Here is a 16,061-nt window from a genome sequence, read left to right as displayed (position 1 = left end):
GTCGAGGTCTTTCGGATGGATGGCGTAGGAACCTCCATCGTCGGGAGACCTCGACGTCTATCTGCGGACCGACGCGCCCGGCCGACCTACACCGTCATCTGGGAAGAGCCACGTAAGTGCACATGATTCTGACCTGCACGTCACTTAGTGGCAGTGTCGATGCACCGTCCGCTTTCGACCCAAATGGCGCGCCAGGAGATCCGCCAGTAATCGGTCGCACGGATTTCGACGTCGGCGAGGGTGGATCAGGCTCTGATGATTGTTGACTCCGCCTGCACCCGTAACCTGTGCTGGTTCAATCGGAAACCATCGTCGTCGATGTCTGTCCATTTCCTCAGAATTGAGCAGCGCAGGCTATGGACCTTGTTCGACCGGATGGCTACCATTCCTACGCAACAGATCACAAGTCTGTGTTTCTGCGCCGGCGAACCACCTGCGTTCCGGTCGCGACAAGCGTAAGACGAACATGACGGTATGACTCCGGCTTTGTGGGCCGAGCCGCTTCATCGAACTTGAAGTAGCTGTGAGGTCGGCACAGGCGGGTAAGAGCCTTGCTCCACCTGTGCAGTCGGGGTTGCGCATCGACCGGACTGGGCCTTCTAGTGAAGCTGGCAACGGTCGACGGAATGGGGATGGGTGCATACGATCCGGTCGCAGCGTTACGGTGAGCCACCGCGGTCGGGTCGGCATCGCAAGAGCTCTTTCGGCCGAGCCTCCGCGGCACTGTCGGACTGGTTCACGCAACCGTTCGACTACGACTGGATAGTACTTCATCACTCCACCCGTCATTTGCGCGGACTTCTCGGTGGGGTCATCGCAGCGGGGACTCTGTCCATCGCTTTTATCTCGACGGTCATGTTGTTCAGTTTCCATGGTCCCACGAGCGAGAGCGGTAGAACCTGGATTGTCGTGATGCTGGGAATTCAGGTCGCGGTTGCAGGTGCCTGGCTGGTGCTGCCTCTGCCCAATGGTCGGAAAAGGCTGGTACAAGTCTTTGTTATGTTCGCCATTTTCGGGGACGTAGGATTGACCTCCGTTCTGGCCTTCTACGATGATTTCGGGCGTTTGACCGGGTGTGTTCTCTTCTCGGTGACGGGGGCGTTTGTTGGATATCTCATGAGCCCGCGATGGCTGGCGGCGCACCTCACATGGTCAAGTGTTTTTACACTAATTTTCGGCTATCTGGCATATCTTGGTCAAAATGAGGACCCAGCAACGATTCTAGCTACGACATGCACCGTACTCGTGGCTACCAACGGCACACCGGTATTCGCTCAAGTTGTGTGGACCCTGATCTCGCGCGACGCCCGGCAGTCGACACTCGACCCCCTCACTGGCGTCTTCAACAGGAGAGGCGCAGACAACGCACTACTCGATTTGTGGGCGGAGGCCGAGGAAAAACAGCTTTCTCTTGTAGTTCTCGTAGTCGATATAGATAAGTTCAAACGGGTCAATGACAATCATGGGCATGCCCGTGGGGATGAGGTCATTCAACTGGTTTCAAATCGTTTGGCCGCACTGGCAGGTAGACGAGGCGTTGTGGCACGAACGGGCGGCGAGGAATTTCTGGTGGCGTCCACTGGCGCGGAATGCGATCTGCATGAATTGATCCATCTGGTCAAAACAGGGTTGTATCATCCGACAGATCCGGTACCTGTGACAGCAAGCATCGGCGCAGCAGTGCTCCCAGTCAGTTCGATGTCGCCCGGTATCGGGGCCTCGACCATTGTGCGAATGGCCAGAACGGCGGATGCTCACATGTATCGCGCAAAGGAGTCGGGGGGAAACAATGTTTCGATGACGGTGCTGTAAGTACGCCCGACGACCACCTCGAAGTGTGCGAGCCGGGTCCGAACTGACGCGTGCCGGGTCAGTGTTGCTGTTGCCCAGGCCGAATCAGGCCCCTGGACGTTGCTGCTGCCACGGCCGAGGTTCGTGAGTCGACGCCCAATTTCGGGTAGATGTGGGCCAGATGGGACTTGACGGTGGCCTGACTCAGGAACAGCTGCTGGCTGATCTGCACGTTGGAATGTCCGTCTGCCACCAACTGCAGCACTTCGATCTCACGCAACGTCAGTGTGCTGCCGGGTGTCCGCATCCGGTCCATCAACCGCGATGCGACGGCAGGCGCGAGCGCCGACCCTCCTGCTGCTGCCGTGCGCACCGCTGCAGAGAGATCATCGGGCGGTGCGTCTTTGAGGAGGTAGCCCACCGCGCCGGCTTCGATGGCAGCGAGAATGTCGGCATCGGTGTCGTAGGTCGTCAATACCAGGACATACGGTGCGCTGGGGAGGGCGGCAATGCGGGCGATGGCGTCGACGCCGTGCATTCCGGGACCGAACTGCAGATCCATCAGCACCACGTCGACCTCGAGCTCGGCTGACAGTTCGATCGCCTGCTCGGCTGTCGTCGCTTCGGCGATGATCACGAAGTCCGGCTCGGTCTCGAGTACCGCGCGCAATCCTGCGCGAACTATCGGATGGTCGTCGGCCATGAGGAGGCGGATCATGTTCGCACCTCCAACGGCACAGTGATGGCGATGGCTGTGCCCTCGCCAGGTTTCGATTCCACCGCCAGGGTGCCGCGCAGTGAGTCAGCGCGAGCCCTCATCCCGGGCAGCCCGAAACCACGATCCCCAGTGCTGACGGTGTCGGGATCGAAGCCCCCACCATCATCGACGACGTCGAGCGCCACCTCGGTGTCCATGTAGCTCAGGGTGACCGCCACCCGGGTGGCATCAGCATGCTGCGTGGCATTCGCCAGAGCAGACTGAGCGATGCGCAGCAACGCAACCTCGTGTGCTGTCTGGAGAGGTACCGGAACACCCGACAACTGCCAGTCGACCGGTAGTCCGGTAGCTGTAGAAGTGCGGGCGCACAATCGTTCCAACGCCGAGGGAAGTGAGCCGTTCTCCAGATCCGGCGGTGTGAGCGCACGAACGAAGCGGCGGGCCTCTTCGAGGTTGCTCGACGCTGTCTCTCGGGCCTGGACGACATGCCTGTTCGCCTCGTCGGAACCCGCCGGGAGCAGGCGCTCGGCCGCGCGGAGCAACAAATGGATGCTGGACAACCCCTGAGCCAGGGTGTCATGAATTTCACGGGCCAGCCGTTCACGTTCAGCGAGGACCCCGGCCTCGTGTTCCGCCGCCGCCAGTTCTCCGCGGGCAGCCGTCAGCTCCTCGATGAGCGCGCGCCGCTGTTCGCTCTCTCGATAGAGCGCCTGGTAGCCGAGTACGACCGCGATTGCGACCGCGGCACCGAGCGAGGGTCCGATTACCGCTCCGACCGCGAAACCTCTCTGATGCCAGCTGAACCCAGCGATCGCCGTGATGGTCGTGACGACAACGGCCGTCATGCCCCACTTCGTCTGCAGGAGATGGAGCTCGAGAAAGAACAACGGGAACGCCAGGTACACGGCCTCGGGGCTCACCACGAGCAACGCCGTCCACACCGCCCAGACAGCCACGAGCCATCCCGCGGCGATCGACCCGGAGTGACGCACTCTCGGCCAGGTTGCGCCCACCGCGTACACCACGCCCAGGACCACGGCAAGAACGACGACCGCCATCAGGTGCGGTACGCGCTCCTGGACCGCACGCACGATCGACAGCGTCAGCAATGCCCCCAGCAACAGATGTAGGCAGCCGCGCAGGATGCGCATGACAGGGGTGAGCGACGACGGATCCATATCAGTGTCCAGGCTATGCGGTTCGCACTCGGCCGGCATCGGCCGAAAGGTGTAACCGGCTCTGATCCTTCCGGCTCTCAGGATGCACTCTCCCGGTCGATGCCCCCGCACCCAGGCAGCGGCGAGAGTTGGACTCAGTCACCGGGTACTTGATCCGGTCGTCTGCAAGAAAGGCAGAAAAGACGTGTTCGTCGCTTGGAGAGACCTACGATTCGCCAAAGGGCGGTTCGCCCTGATGGGAACCGTCATCGTGCTGATCACCATGTTGGTCGGCCTGTTGTCCGGACTCACCGCAGGATTGGGCAGAGAAAGCACGTCGGCTATCACCGACCTGCCGGCTGACCATCTGACATTCTCGGCACCGACAGGGGGCAAGGCGGTGTCGTTCACCGACAGCACCGTCACCGAATCCACCTGGCAGCAGTGGGCACAAGTGGATGGAGTTCAGCGAGCCGAACCACTCGGCATCACGACCACCAAAGCCGAGGCCGGCCCGCGCAGCGCCTCGATCTCCGCGTTCGGCGTGCAGCCAGGCTCGACTCTGGCACCGGAATCGGACCGAATCCGCACCGGCAGCGCAGTACTGTCTACGTCGGCCGCCGACGAGCTCGACGTCGGAGTCGGCGAAGACTTCGTCCTCGGTGGACAGCGGCTGACGGTCGCTGGTGTCGACGGCGACGCCTCCTACAGCCACACCCCGGTGATCTACATGGACTTGCAGGCCTGGCAGACCCTGTCCGGCGGAGCGTCCGACGGCCCGCTGCGAGCGACAGTGGTCGGGTTGAGCACTGTCGCCGACGCCGACCTCCCTGCGGCCGACGAACGGATCGGCACCGACACGGTGCCCACCGCAGACGCCAAGTCCGCAGTCGGCTCCTACAGCTCGGAAAACGGCTCGCTGCAACTGATGCGCGCCTTCCTCTTCGCTATCTCTGCACTTGTCATCGGGGCGTTCTTCACCGTGTGGACCATCCAGCGCAGCGGCGACGTCGCGGTACTCAAAGCTCTCGGAGCATCCACCGCATATCTGCTTCGAGATGCGCTCGGTCAAGCCGTCGTACTGCTGACCATCGGCACCGTCGTCGGAACGGGGTTGGCCGCAGGAGTGGGCGCACTCGTCGGCGGCACCGTGCCGTTCGTGCTCGACATCGGCACCGTGGCGCTACCCGCGCTGATCATTATCGTCCTCGGCGCAGTCGGCGCCGGACTATCCATAAACCGAATCACCTCCGTTGACCCCCTCACCGCACTCTGGAGCGCACGATGAGCCTGCATCTGACCAACATCACCCTCACTTACCCCGACGGCGACGCCCGGCTGACCGCGCTGGACAGCGTCGACCTACACGTCGAGAAAGGCACGATGACTGCCGTCATCGGCCCGTCCGGCTCCGGCAAATCCAGCTTGCTCGCCGTGGCGGCCACCTTGATCACACCCGATACCGGACGCGTCGTCATCGACGGAACATCCACTGTCGCAATGACCCGCGGACAATTGACGACATTGCGGCGCACCAAGATCGGGACGGTCTTTCAACAGCCCAATCTGTTGCCGTCGTTGTCCGCCGTTGAGCAACTGCAGGTCATCGCCCACCTCGATGGGCACTCTCCCCGCGGCGCAGCAATGCACGCGCTCACGCTGCTCGACGCTGTTGGCCTCGGCGATCACGCGCACAAGAGGCCGCATCAACTCTCCGGTGGGCAACGACAGCGGGTCAATATCGCTCGAGCCTTGATGAGCAACCCCGCGGTGCTGCTGGTCGACGAACCCACCAGCGCTCTCGACCACGAGCGCGGAGCGGCGATTCTCGATCTCATCACCACTCTGACCCGCACCAACGGCACTGCGACGGTGGTGGTCACCCACGACCGCGCACATCTCTCCGACATGGACGATGTCGTGGAAATCGTCGACGGCCGGTTACTGGTCAACGCTCAGGCCAGGTGAGCCGGCTCGGCCAGTGGACACACTGTGCGTACGTCGCCGGTGTCACCGCATTCGTTATGGAAGCACCCACCGGCCGTGCGGCGAGACCACAACTGGGATGATTGAGATGGCTGATCCGTTCGAGGACGAGGTGCACATTTCCGCCGGCGCACTCGTGTCCAAACGGATCCACCCGAATGATGCGGTAGTCGGATGCGAAAGAGAAACGACGCGGTCGAACCAGTGAACGGATCGGGCGAACCCCCTGAATGTCTGTATGGGTGTCGATGACGCACCGATGGTTGGTGATGTCGGACTAATTCATCGACGTCTTCTCCCCCGAAGTTCGCGAGTCTGACGTAGGCAGAGGTGGCTGGAAAGACTGCACCTGTGGGCAACCGCACGTCTGTCTTCACGCGTCCACATCGAGATGGGGACTCGCCATGGGCAGCTGCTTGTCACTCGATGAGATCGGTCAGGGCACTACCCGTCTCTGACCCGATGAACTCGAGAAGATCCTCCAATAAGGTATCCGCACGAGCCTCGACGTCGGCGAGGGTGGAATCGATGTCTCCGAGAAGGTCGTGGGCGTTTCTGCGTGCGCGTGTTCCGCGTTCGTAGTAGCCGGGGTCGAGTACGACCGTCGATGCGGGCTCTGGTGCGATGCACGAGTCTGAGAGCTGTGTCCTCACCCGGGAGCGTGTGTGGTCAGGTGCGCGCCCGTCCAGGTGCAGTCGCACGATGTCGGCTATTGCACGCGCGGTGAGCGGGGTCATGGGCAGCGGGGTGTGGCCCCACCGGTCTATCGGAGTCAGCAGTGGCTGTTCACCGTCCGGATCAAGATACTGCTCGTATCCGGTGAGTGCAGTGCCGGCCACCGCGTCGATGGCGTCTGCGAGCATGCGGTTGCTCGGATAGCGGTCATGGTGGCCCAACACCTCGCACCAGCGTCGATACACCCGCTTTGGGGACGCGCCTGCTTCCCCGGGTTCCTGTGCGGTGCTGGTGCGGATGCCGTCGTCTGTCTCTATGCGAAGGGTATCGATCTCAAGGTCGGCGGTGATGTCGCATACCCGCAGGGCTGCAATCTGCGTGTAGGGCAGGCCGGTCGACGCCAGAGTAAGGATCAGTGCGTCTCGGCGCGCGAACAGTGCAGCTGGCCAACCGGATTCGGGCAGACTGGCGATGATGCCGCCGGTCAGGGCAGCGAGACCGTGCAGGCGTGTGGTGCGGGCTTCGTCGAGAGCAGCTCGTACGGTCTCTGCGCGTCCCGGTGGCGGTAGGGCGTGCCGGTGGTGGGCGGCGTCGATGACCGCGATACGGCGGCGTTGGGTTGCCGGCGCGGCAGGGTGAGCACGGAGGAACTGCGCGAGTGATTCTGGTGGGGCCGGTAGTGCCAAGTGATCGTGGGCGGTGCACCAGTCCTCGAACAGTGACCAGATGTGTCGATCCCGCTCCGGTAGAGCTACTTTGATGGTGTTCGACGCTCGTATCGAACGGCCGCGGACGTCGTGGTCAGCATCTGGGTCGATCCCCGTCGGCCCGCCGCTCGCTGGCCCATCCGCGTGACTGGCGGAGTGTCGATATTCAAAGTTGCAGTGTTCGGAAACGGTGACACTTCCTCCCCGGTTTGGCTGTTACAACAGTTTAGGCACCGCTCGCCCAGCCTTGGTGACGTCGAGCCGAGGTGGACGCCCCCGTAGCCCAAGCATCTTCAGATCTGCCCGCCGTCCGCCAGCGGGCGCGAAACCGTTCCGTACGAGCCCGTCCATTCGCACCGTCACGTCAATCGGAGGCTCGTTGCGGCGGTGGACGTGATCGAAGGCGGATGTTGAACCGGCTAGCCATACCGTATTGTGATACGGTATGGCTATGAGCGAAGCCGCAGTGCGCAACCGACGAGCAGGTGGCCCCAAGCGTCTCCTCGTGCTCGATCAGGTGATATCGACTATGGCGGTCCGCGGATACAGCGGCACCAGGTACGCAGATATCTCCGAGGCCTCCGGTATCGCAGTAAGCACCTTGCAGGGCTACTTCGGATCTCGCGAGGACATGTTGATCGAAGCTTTCCAACGCGCCACTTCCGTTGCCGTTGAAGCCATGCGCGAATTCACGGCGCAATTCGATGACCCATGGAAACAACTGGTGGCGATGGTGGACCGTGGCCTTGCAACGGATGTTCCGACCTGGCGGATGCTCATGGAATTCTGGACGGCAGCCGCCCACGACACCGAACTCCGGCAGCACGCCACAGCATTGGCGACCCAGTACCGAGAACCCTTCGCGGACGCTGTTCGTCGAGGAGTGGAGAGCGGTCAATTCGACCCGCGCTTCGATGTCGAGTCCATCGTCGAAGTCGCAGTGGCAAACATCGTCGGCGTGCTGTACCCAACGGTACTCGGCCACCTGCCTCTTCCTGCAACGAATTACCGCGACGTAGTCATCTCCCAGTTGGCGTACGTCCTCCAAGTCGATACCCACGAAACTTCCGGCAACCCGCCGGCGCTCGGCGATCAAGAAGGGTGACACCCATGTCCCACTCAGTCATCAACCCCAGTGAGCTCCACGACCCAATTCCCTACGGCTACAGTCACACTGCGGCAGTGCCGGCCGGTACTGGCCTAGTGTTCGTCTCCGGTCAGTACGGATCCGGAAAGGACGGCATGGTCGTCTCTGCCGACTTCGCCGGCCAAGTGAAACAAGCATTCGCCAACCTCGGCGTGGCCCTGGCTTCGCACGGGCTCGACCACAGCAACATCGTCCAACTCAGAACCTACGTCGTCGGCCCGGATTTCGAGAAGCTCGGAATCATCGGAAGTGTTGTCCATGACAGCTGCGGGGAGCTGCCACCGACACAGACCGTAATCGGTGTGTCGGGTTTGGCCATGCCCGACATCCTGTTCGAGGTCGAAGCAGTCGCTTCCTACCCAAGCGCCGAATCGTAGACGCAACCCCATTTGGGGGCCACCGGCGACGTAACCTGCCCACTCGTCGGTGTATCCGAAAACAGGGACAGGTAGTCGAGACCCGATGCCCGGATCGAACCTGGTCGAAATGCTCGATGGTAGGACCTTGAATGTGTTGTGTAAGTGCACATTCACTGTTTCAGCTTGGCGTTCATGATTCGTCTTGTTGCTCTTCGGAACGAGCGAGCAGGTAGTCGGCCCAGTCTCTGAAACTGACATCACTCGTGTCAGTTTCAGAAGTCAGCTGCACTTGTTCAGAAGTGGGTGTCATACAGCCACTGTTAAAGGTAGACCTGTAGTCCGTCTCGAGCAGTCGCGGTCTTCCTACACGAAATGCGAACGTTCCCCTTTCGCCCGCGGCGGTGAACCTTCCCATTCATCACCCTCGCATCGATGATTTATACCCCTAGGGGTACTTGCATACCCCCCTAGGTATATGCAACAGTAGGTACACCCCGCCAGGAAGGATTGCCATGTGCTACCCCGTCGCATGCCCGACATGCGGTAAGACCACCTGGGCCGGCTGCGGGCGCCACATCGACAGCGTCATGAAGAATGTCCCACGGCCGCAGCAGTGCACCTGCTCGTCGAGCGAGGCACCCGATCCAGCTAGGCGCACCGGCTTTTTTCACTCCCTGTTTCATCGCTGACACCTCACCTTTAAGTCTTCGAGGAAGCTTTTGGGCCTTCGTGGCCTTGTCATATACCCCCACCCGTATTTAGGAGAATGCTATGTCCGTTCCCGCTACCGCGGCGGCCACCGGCCGCCACGACCGCCATCGGCCACCGGCACCCGGCGCACTAGGCCGCCTGGGAAGCACGATGGTCGCCCGCCGCCGGTGGGTGTTCGGCATCTGGCTGATCGCCCTCGTTGCACTGGGATCGGCTGCACCATCGGTGTTCTCATCCTTGGCCGGGGCCGGCTGGCAGGCCAACGGTTCCGAATCCGTCCAGGTCCGCGAGCTCGCCCAGCAGCATTTCGGCGGCAATTCCTCTGCAGCAGTGCAGGTGGTCGTTCACTCCGACACCGCCACGATCGAAGACGCAGCGATGCAGCAGACACTCACCGACGTCGCGGCCGTATTCGACGGTGACACTCGCTTCGGTGAGGTCATCGCCCCCCAGCCGGGCATGACGATCAGTCCCGACGGTCACACCGGCATCTTGATCGCCGGCGCAAACGCGAGTACCGACGACATGGTCAAGGCCGTCGACGAGGTGAAGGGCGAGCTGACCGAACTCTCCGGCGACGGCATCGAGGTCTACCCGACCGGATCCTCCGCACTGTGGTCGGACTTCAACAAGGCCAACCACGACGCCATGATTCAGGCCGAATTGTTCTCCTGGCCGGTCACTTTGGCGATCATGGTGCTCGCGTTCGGCTCCCTCGTCGCCGCGGGATTGCCGCTGCTACTCACCGTTGCCGGCCTGGTCGCATCCGCAGGCGGACTCGTTCTGCTCAACGGCGTCACGCCGATCTCGGTGTGGGCGATGAACTTCGCGATGATGTTCGCCCTCGCCCTCGGAATCGACTACGCCCTGTTCATCGTCGCCAGGTTCCGCGACGCACTGCGCAACGCCGATCCACGTGCCGCGGTCGCCGAAACCATGGACACCGCAGGCAAAGCCGTGGTCCTGTCCGGTCTGACGGTCTTGGTGAGCCTCTCGGCCGTCCTGCTCGTTCCCGCACCGGCGGTGCGCACCATGGCCGTCGGCATCATGCTCGCCGTGACCTTCGTGCTGATCGCCACCATGACCCTGCTCCCCGCAACCCTGGGTGCACTCGGTTCCAAGGTCAACGCCGCCTCCCTGCCCTACGCCAAGCGCCAGCAGCACCGCTCCCCGAAATTCGCAGCCTGGGGTGAACTGCTCCACAAGCACCCCTGGCCGTTCGCTCTGGTCTCCGTCGGCATCCTCATTGCGCTGGCCCTTCCGGTCCTCGGACTGAAAGTGGCGATGCCCTCGATCGCCGTCGTCCCCGAAGACGCACCGGTTCGCCAGGGTTACGAGCTCGTCCAGGCCCAGTTCGGTGCCGGCGCACCCGGCGCACTGCAGATCGTCGTCCCGTCCGCGGATGCCGCCGCGACCGCCACGGCAGCCAGTACCGTCGACGGGATCTCGATGGTCACTCCGCCCCAGCCTGCCGCGGACGGCTCAAACTACTCACTGCTACAAGCACTTCCCACCGTTGACCCCTCGGACGAGAGAATGGGCACCATCCTCGGTGACCTGCGCGCCGAACTCCCGGAGTCGGCGTTGGTCGGCGGTGCCCCGGCGGAGAACCTCGATCTGCAGCAAGCACTGAACGACTACCTACCGCTGGTGATCGGTATCATTCTGGCGCTCGGTTTCATCCTGCTGCTCGTCGCCCTCCAAGCACCGCTGATCGCGATCCTCGGCACCGCAGTCAGTCTGCTCTCGACCGCCGCAGCGTTCGGGGTCGCGAAGCTGATCTTCCAGGACGGGCACGGCGCATCACTGCTCGGATTCACCCCGCAAGGCTTCCTCGACGGCTGGGGTCCGGTGTTCTTCTTCGCGATGATCTTCGCCATCGCCATGGACTACACAGTGTTCCTGCTCGCCACCGCGAAAGAGCACTACGAGAAGACCGGGGACCCGAAAGCCGCTCAGGTCGACGGCCTCGCCCACTCCGGCCGGGTCATCTTCGCCGCCGCCGCGGTCATGGTCGCAGTGTTCTTCACCTTCGCACTCTCCGATCCGCTCCCACCGAAGGAGATGGGCATCATCCTCGGCGTCGCGGTACTGCTCGACGCCTTCTTGATCAGGCTGATCCTGCTGCCGGTCCTGCTGCGTTTGAGCGGACACGCCGCATGGTGGTCACCGGCCTGGCTGCGCAAGGTGTTGCCCTCGATCAGCTTCTCGCACTGACCACCCTTACAACCCGAACGGAGCAATCATGATCGATCCGAACACCACTCGCTCGTCCGCGTTCGCGGGCTGGCCGATCGAACGTATCGTCCCCGCCCTCGCCGCCGGCGTCACCGCCACCGGCCTGGCCCTCGGCGAACTCCACGCACCGCAGTGGCGACTGCTCAGCGCGTTCGCTGCCGCGAACCTCGCCCTTTACGCAGCGGTCGGCTGGTGCCCGGCCAGCGCGCTTCTCACCAGGGTGGGCGTGCCGAGTATTCGCCAGCCCCGAATCGGGTAGGCCCAGATCACCGCAGTTCGACGACCGAAAGGAACTTCCCTTATGAACATCGCACTCTCGACCACTCTGACCGACACCGACTTCGACACCGCAGTCGACGCCGTCAAAGCCTCCCTCGCAGATCAGGGCTTCGGTGTTCTCACCGAAATCGACATGCAGGCCACGTTGAAGGCCAAGCTCGGCGAGGACATGGAGCAGTATCTGATCCTCGGTGCCTGCAATCCGTCCCTCGCGCACCGCGCCGTCGGGGTCATGCGCCAGATCGGCTTGCTGTTGCCGTGCAATGTCGTCGTCCGCGCCGACACCTCCGCATCCGGATCGGTCATTGTCGAAGCGATGAACCCCGACATCATGGTCCAAGCGACCGGCGAGCCAGCACTGTCCGACGTCGCGGCCGAGGCCACCACCAAGCTCCAGGCCGCCATCGACGCACTCGGTGGCCAGGACGCAGCCCACAGCTGATGACCCTGACGCTGGCACTGGTCCTCGGCGTCGCCGTCGGCATCCTGCTCGGTCTCCTCGGAGGCGGCGGGTCGATCCTCGCCGTCCCGGTTCTCGTCTACGCCCTGGGAATGGACCTGTCGGAGGCGATACCGACATCGTTGCTGGTGATCGGTGTCGCCTCGGCGACCGGGGCCATCCCCAAGGTGCGGGCGAAGCTCGTCGAATGGCGACTGGCGGCGATCTTCGCGGCCACCGGTATCGTCGGCACGCTGGTCGGCAGCGTCCTGGGCAGGCATCTGCCCGAGGCCGCAGTGATGATCGGCTTCGCGATCGTCATGATCATCGCCGGGGCGCGGATGCTGCGCAGCACCGACGATGTCGGAACCGCTTGCAAGACAGGAAGTTCCGGGATCGATTGGCGGCGATGCGCACCACGGTCCATACCGACCGGGTTCGGGGTCGGTGTCCTCACCGGACTGTTCGGCGTCGGCGGAGGATTTCTGATCATCCCCGCTCTGGTGCTGTTGCTGGGAATCGAGATGAGTGTCGCTGTCGGAACGTCGCTGGTGGTCATCGTCGCCAACTCCGCCGCCGGACTGATCGCTCAGGCCGACGGGCTCGGCGGGAACTGGCCACTGACAGCCGCGTTCGCCGGTGCGGCGATCGCAGGCTCGCTGGTCGCCGGAAAACTGAGCACACGCATCGACACCGACAAGCTGCGCACGTGGTTCGCCTACCTGGTGTTCGCCGTCGCGGGCTATGTACTTGTCGACACCCTCGTTCTTTCATGACCGACTGCACACACCGAACCGATGCCCCCGGGGGTAATCTGGAAGGACTACCACCATCACACACCCTCAGGAGACCGCAATGATCGGCGACGAAGACAGCATCGCATTGGTACTCAACCGTCTGCGCCGCGCACACGGCCAACTCGCCGGTGTGATCGGCATGATCGAGAACGGACGCGACTGCAAAGACGTCGTCACTCAACTCGCCGCCGTCTCCCGCGCCCTCGACAAAGCCGGATTCAAGATCGTGGCCACCGGCCTTCGTGAATGCATGACCGGCGACACCGCAGACAACAAAGAGCCCATGACCGAAGCAGAACTGGAAAAGCTCTTCCTCGCACTGGCCTGAACGAGGACGTTTCACGTCAGAAACGAGGCCGACCCGATTACACCGTAGGAGTACCCCGTGAGCACCACCGATCCAGACATCGCCATCATCGAAACGTCGAGCCTCGGCGACCGCAGCTACCTGATCAGCCACGACGGCATCGCCGTCGTGATCGATCCCCAACGTGACATCGACCGCGTCCTGGCACTGGCTACGGAGAAGAACGCCGCGATCACCCACGTACTCGAAACCCACATCCACAACGACTACGTCACCGGCGGACTCGAACTCGCACGCGCCACCGGAGCCGAATACGTTGTGCCCGAGGGTGACCCGGTCGAATTCGAGCGACGGGCAGTGGGGGACGGCGATGTCGTCGACGCGGGATCGGCGACGTTTCAGGTCATGCACACCCCGGGCCATACACATCATCACGTCAGCTACGTACTGCAACTCGGAGACGAACCGATCGCGATCTTCACCGGCGGCTCGATGCTCTACGGATCCACCGGCCGCACCGACCTACTCGGCTCCGAACACACCGACGAGCTCACCCATGCCCAGTTCCACTCGGTCCGTCGAATCGCCGCCGAACTCCCCGCCGACGTCGAGGTCTACCCCACCCACGGATTCGGTAGCTTCTGCTCCGCGACCCCCACCAGCGGCGACTCGTCGACCATCGGTGAACAGCAACAGTCCAATCCCGCGCTGACCCAGGACGAACAAACCTACGTCGACGAGTTGATCGCAGGACTGTCGGCCTACCCCGCGTACTACGCCCACATGGGCGTCATCAACACCGAAGGCCCCGCACCGATCGACCTGTCCACCCCAGAACCCGTCGACCCCGACGAACTACGCCGCCGCATCGACGACGGACAATGGGTCGTCGACCTCCGCGCACGCACCGCCTTCGCTGCCGGACATCTCGACGGTTCCCTCGGCTTCGAGCTGTCGACGACATTCGTCACCTACCTCGGCTGGCTCTACCAGTGGGGTGCGCCGCTGACCTTGATCGGCGACACATCCGATCAAATCGACGAGGCCACAAGGGAGTTGGCACGTATCGGCATCGACCACCCCTCCGGCTCCGCTGTCGGAGAGATTCATTCGCTCGCCAGCGACGGGCGCGTACGGTCCTACGAAGTGTCCGACTTCGCCGGACTCGCCGCAGAGGACTCGGACATTGCAGTGCTCGACACCCGTCAACAGTCCGAATACGCGGACGGCCACATCCCCGGTGCGATCAACATTCCCCTCCACGAACTGCCACACCGACTCGCAGAAGTTCCCGACGGCAAAGTGTGGGTGCACTGCGCCTCCGGCTATCGCGCCTCGATCGCGGCCTCACTACTCGACCGGGAACATCGCAGCGTGGTGCTCATCGACGACGACTACAACCGCGCAACAGATCTCGGACTCGACACCTCGAAGACATGACGAAATGCTTCGACGACCGAACGCGACGAGACAGGCGTACCCCCAGGGGGTATATGTTGGTATCATCGGCCGCATGCACTCAGTGAATCGGCACGGTCGACGGGGCACAGCTCCGACGGCAGCTTTACTGATTGCACTGACGGTGTTCGGTGTCCTGTTGATGCATTCGGTGACACCGATGTCGATGCCCGTGACCGGCTCGATGTCCACATCGATGAGCGGCGGCCATGCCTCGTTCGCAGCACCGTCCCACACGGACGCCACGGTTCCGGTGATGACCGGGGAACATGACTGCCCGTCGGGGCACCAGATGATGCATCCCTGCGTCGGCACGACGGTGTCGTGGCCCGCGCTGACGGTCCCGGCGATGAGCGCAGCCCTCGACCTGGCGCCGACATCGGTGAACCGGATCATTGGACGGGCCGACTCCACGCTTGAGCGTGCGCCGCCGTGGACGTTATGGGAGTTGGACAGATCGGTGACCTTGCGAGTGTGACAGGGAGCCCGGCAGACGCGTGTCTGTCGGCGGATCGAACGACATCCAATTCTCTGCACTACCCACTCTTGCAAGGAGTTTCCTCATGCGTACCAAAGTCATTGCCTCGATCGCTGCTGCCGCCGCGAGCGCGTTCCTCGTCGTCGGCTGTAGCGACAACGCGGCCGATTCGTCGATGGACGGCCATGCGATGGGATCGATGTCCTCGGCACCGATGTCCTCGGCCCAAGCAAGCGCGTCCGCAGAGTTCAACGATGCCGACGTGATGTTCGCGCAGATGATGTACCCGCATCACGCCCAAGCAGTCGAGATGGCCGACATGGCGAACGGCCGCACCGACAACCCGGAGGTGCTGTCGCTGGCATCGGCGATCGCCGCCGCGCAACAGCCCGAGATGGACCAGATGACCACCTGGCTCACCGAGTGGGGCCAGCCCATGCCCGACATGGACAGGGGTGACATGGGTGACATGGGTGACATGGGCGGGATGGACCACAGCTCCGGCAGCGGCATGATGACCGCTCAGGACATGGACGCGTTGATGGCAGCGTCGGGACCGGAATTCGACCGCCAGTGGTTGACGATGATGATCGCCCACCACACCGGCGCCATCGAGATGGCCAACACCGAAATCGCAGACGGTTCCAATCCTGACGCCCTGGAGATGGCCCGCACCATCGTCGCCACCCAGCAGCAGGAAATCGACACCATGCAGCGGCTGCTCGGCTGACCCGGCCCGCTATAGACAACGATGGCCGCATCCTCTCCGGCGGAGAAGGTGCGGCCATCAACGTTCCACAATTGTCAGGGCTGC

16 protein-coding genes are annotated in these 16,061 nt (G+C 62.9%); 13 read left to right on the top strand and 3 right to left on the bottom strand.

What is annotated here, in order from left to right; genetic code table 11:
* The first annotated feature begins 912 nt into the window (after positions 1 to 912).
* The gene (locus AB0O58_RS21450; protein WP_230593580.1) at positions 913 to 1,812 is read left to right on the top strand and encodes a GGDEF domain-containing protein; all 900 of its coding nucleotides are present in this window, start codon (positions 913 to 915) and stop codon (positions 1,810 to 1,812) included.
* 58 nt (positions 1,813 to 1,870) lie between these two features.
* Here AB0O58_RS21450 and AB0O58_RS21445 read toward each other — a convergent pair whose 3' ends face one another.
* Together AB0O58_RS21445 and AB0O58_RS21440 are read right to left on the bottom strand one after the other, a co-directional pair.
* A complete protein-coding gene (locus tag AB0O58_RS21445) occupies positions 1,871 to 2,509 on the bottom strand; it encodes a response regulator transcription factor (RefSeq protein WP_045840988.1) in 639 nt (212 codons plus the stop codon).
* A complete protein-coding gene (locus AB0O58_RS21440) occupies positions 2,506 to 3,687 on the bottom strand; it encodes a sensor histidine kinase (RefSeq protein ID WP_283542032.1) in 1,182 nt (393 codons plus the stop codon). Before AB0O58_RS21440 ends, AB0O58_RS21445 begins: the two co-directional genes overlap by 4 nt.
* A gap of 235 nt (positions 3,688 to 3,922) precedes the next feature.
* On the opposite strand from AB0O58_RS21440, the gene AB0O58_RS21435 reads away from it, so the two are divergent.
* Complete coding sequence (locus tag AB0O58_RS21435; RefSeq protein ID WP_197077432.1) at positions 3,923 to 4,954, top strand: ABC transporter permease; 1,032 nt, start codon at positions 3,923 to 3,925, stop codon at positions 4,952 to 4,954.
* A complete protein-coding gene (locus AB0O58_RS21430) occupies positions 4,951 to 5,634 on the top strand; it encodes an ABC transporter ATP-binding protein (protein WP_032401344.1) in 684 nt (227 codons plus the stop codon). The genes AB0O58_RS21435 and AB0O58_RS21430 overlap by 4 nt, the downstream gene beginning before the upstream one ends.
* Positions 5,635 to 6,071: 437 nt before the next feature.
* On the opposite strand, the gene AB0O58_RS21425 is transcribed toward AB0O58_RS21430, so the two are convergent.
* Positions 6,072 to 7,013: a hypothetical protein gene (locus AB0O58_RS21425; protein ID WP_052061716.1), complete on the bottom strand. Its 942-nt coding sequence runs from the start codon at positions 7,011 to 7,013 to the stop codon at positions 6,072 to 6,074.
* A 472-nt stretch (positions 7,014 to 7,485) separates the two neighbouring features.
* On the opposite strand from AB0O58_RS21425, the gene AB0O58_RS21420 reads away from it, so the two are divergent.
* The 10 genes from AB0O58_RS21420 (at position 7,486) to AB0O58_RS21375 (ending at position 15,977) form a co-directional block, all read left to right on the top strand.
* Positions 7,486 to 8,139: a TetR/AcrR family transcriptional regulator gene (locus AB0O58_RS21420; protein WP_230593575.1), complete on the top strand. Its 654-nt coding sequence runs from the start codon at positions 7,486 to 7,488 to the stop codon at positions 8,137 to 8,139.
* Between the two features lie 5 nt (positions 8,140 to 8,144).
* The gene (locus AB0O58_RS21415) at positions 8,145 to 8,558 is read left to right on the top strand and encodes a Rid family hydrolase (protein ID WP_006898173.1); all 414 of its coding nucleotides are present in this window, start codon (positions 8,145 to 8,147) and stop codon (positions 8,556 to 8,558) included.
* A gap of 843 nt (positions 8,559 to 9,401) precedes the next feature.
* Entirely contained in the window at positions 9,402 to 11,468 is a 2,067-nt protein-coding gene (locus tag AB0O58_RS21410) for an MMPL family transporter (protein ID WP_027494152.1), read from the top strand.
* Positions 11,469 to 11,496: 28 nt separating this feature from the next.
* On the top strand, positions 11,497 to 11,748 hold the full coding sequence (locus AB0O58_RS21405; protein ID WP_027494151.1) for a YgaP-like transmembrane domain: 252 nt from the start codon (positions 11,497 to 11,499) through the stop codon (positions 11,746 to 11,748).
* 42 nt (positions 11,749 to 11,790) lie between these two features.
* On the top strand, positions 11,791 to 12,210 hold the full coding sequence (locus AB0O58_RS21400) for a DUF302 domain-containing protein (RefSeq protein ID WP_027494150.1): 420 nt from the start codon (positions 11,791 to 11,793) through the stop codon (positions 12,208 to 12,210).
* Positions 12,210 to 12,983: a sulfite exporter TauE/SafE family protein gene (locus AB0O58_RS21395; RefSeq protein ID WP_027494149.1), complete on the top strand. Its 774-nt coding sequence runs from the start codon at positions 12,210 to 12,212 to the stop codon at positions 12,981 to 12,983. The genes AB0O58_RS21400 and AB0O58_RS21395 overlap by 1 nt, the downstream gene beginning before the upstream one ends.
* Before the next feature lie 79 nt (positions 12,984 to 13,062).
* Entirely contained in the window at positions 13,063 to 13,332 is a 270-nt protein-coding gene (locus AB0O58_RS21390; RefSeq protein ID WP_027494148.1) for a metal-sensitive transcriptional regulator, read from the top strand.
* A gap of 57 nt (positions 13,333 to 13,389) precedes the next feature.
* The gene (locus tag AB0O58_RS21385) at positions 13,390 to 14,751 is read left to right on the top strand and encodes an MBL fold metallo-hydrolase (protein ID WP_008720030.1); all 1,362 of its coding nucleotides are present in this window, start codon (positions 13,390 to 13,392) and stop codon (positions 14,749 to 14,751) included.
* A gap of 73 nt (positions 14,752 to 14,824) precedes the next feature.
* The gene (locus tag AB0O58_RS21380; protein WP_027494146.1) at positions 14,825 to 15,247 is read left to right on the top strand and encodes a DUF6153 family protein; all 423 of its coding nucleotides are present in this window, start codon (positions 14,825 to 14,827) and stop codon (positions 15,245 to 15,247) included.
* An 85-nt stretch (positions 15,248 to 15,332) separates the two neighbouring features.
* The gene (locus tag AB0O58_RS21375) at positions 15,333 to 15,977 is read left to right on the top strand and encodes a DUF305 domain-containing protein (protein WP_008720034.1); all 645 of its coding nucleotides are present in this window, start codon (positions 15,333 to 15,335) and stop codon (positions 15,975 to 15,977) included.
* Positions 15,978 to 16,061 lie beyond the last annotated feature (84 nt).

This window comes from Rhodococcus sp. NPDC080181, from assembly GCF_040702225.1.
GTDB classification, from domain to species: Bacteria; Actinomycetota; Actinomycetes; order Mycobacteriales; family Mycobacteriaceae; genus Rhodococcoides; species Rhodococcoides fascians.
Note: the sequence above shows the minus strand (reverse complement) of the source record. Positions and strands in the feature narration are given on the sequence as shown.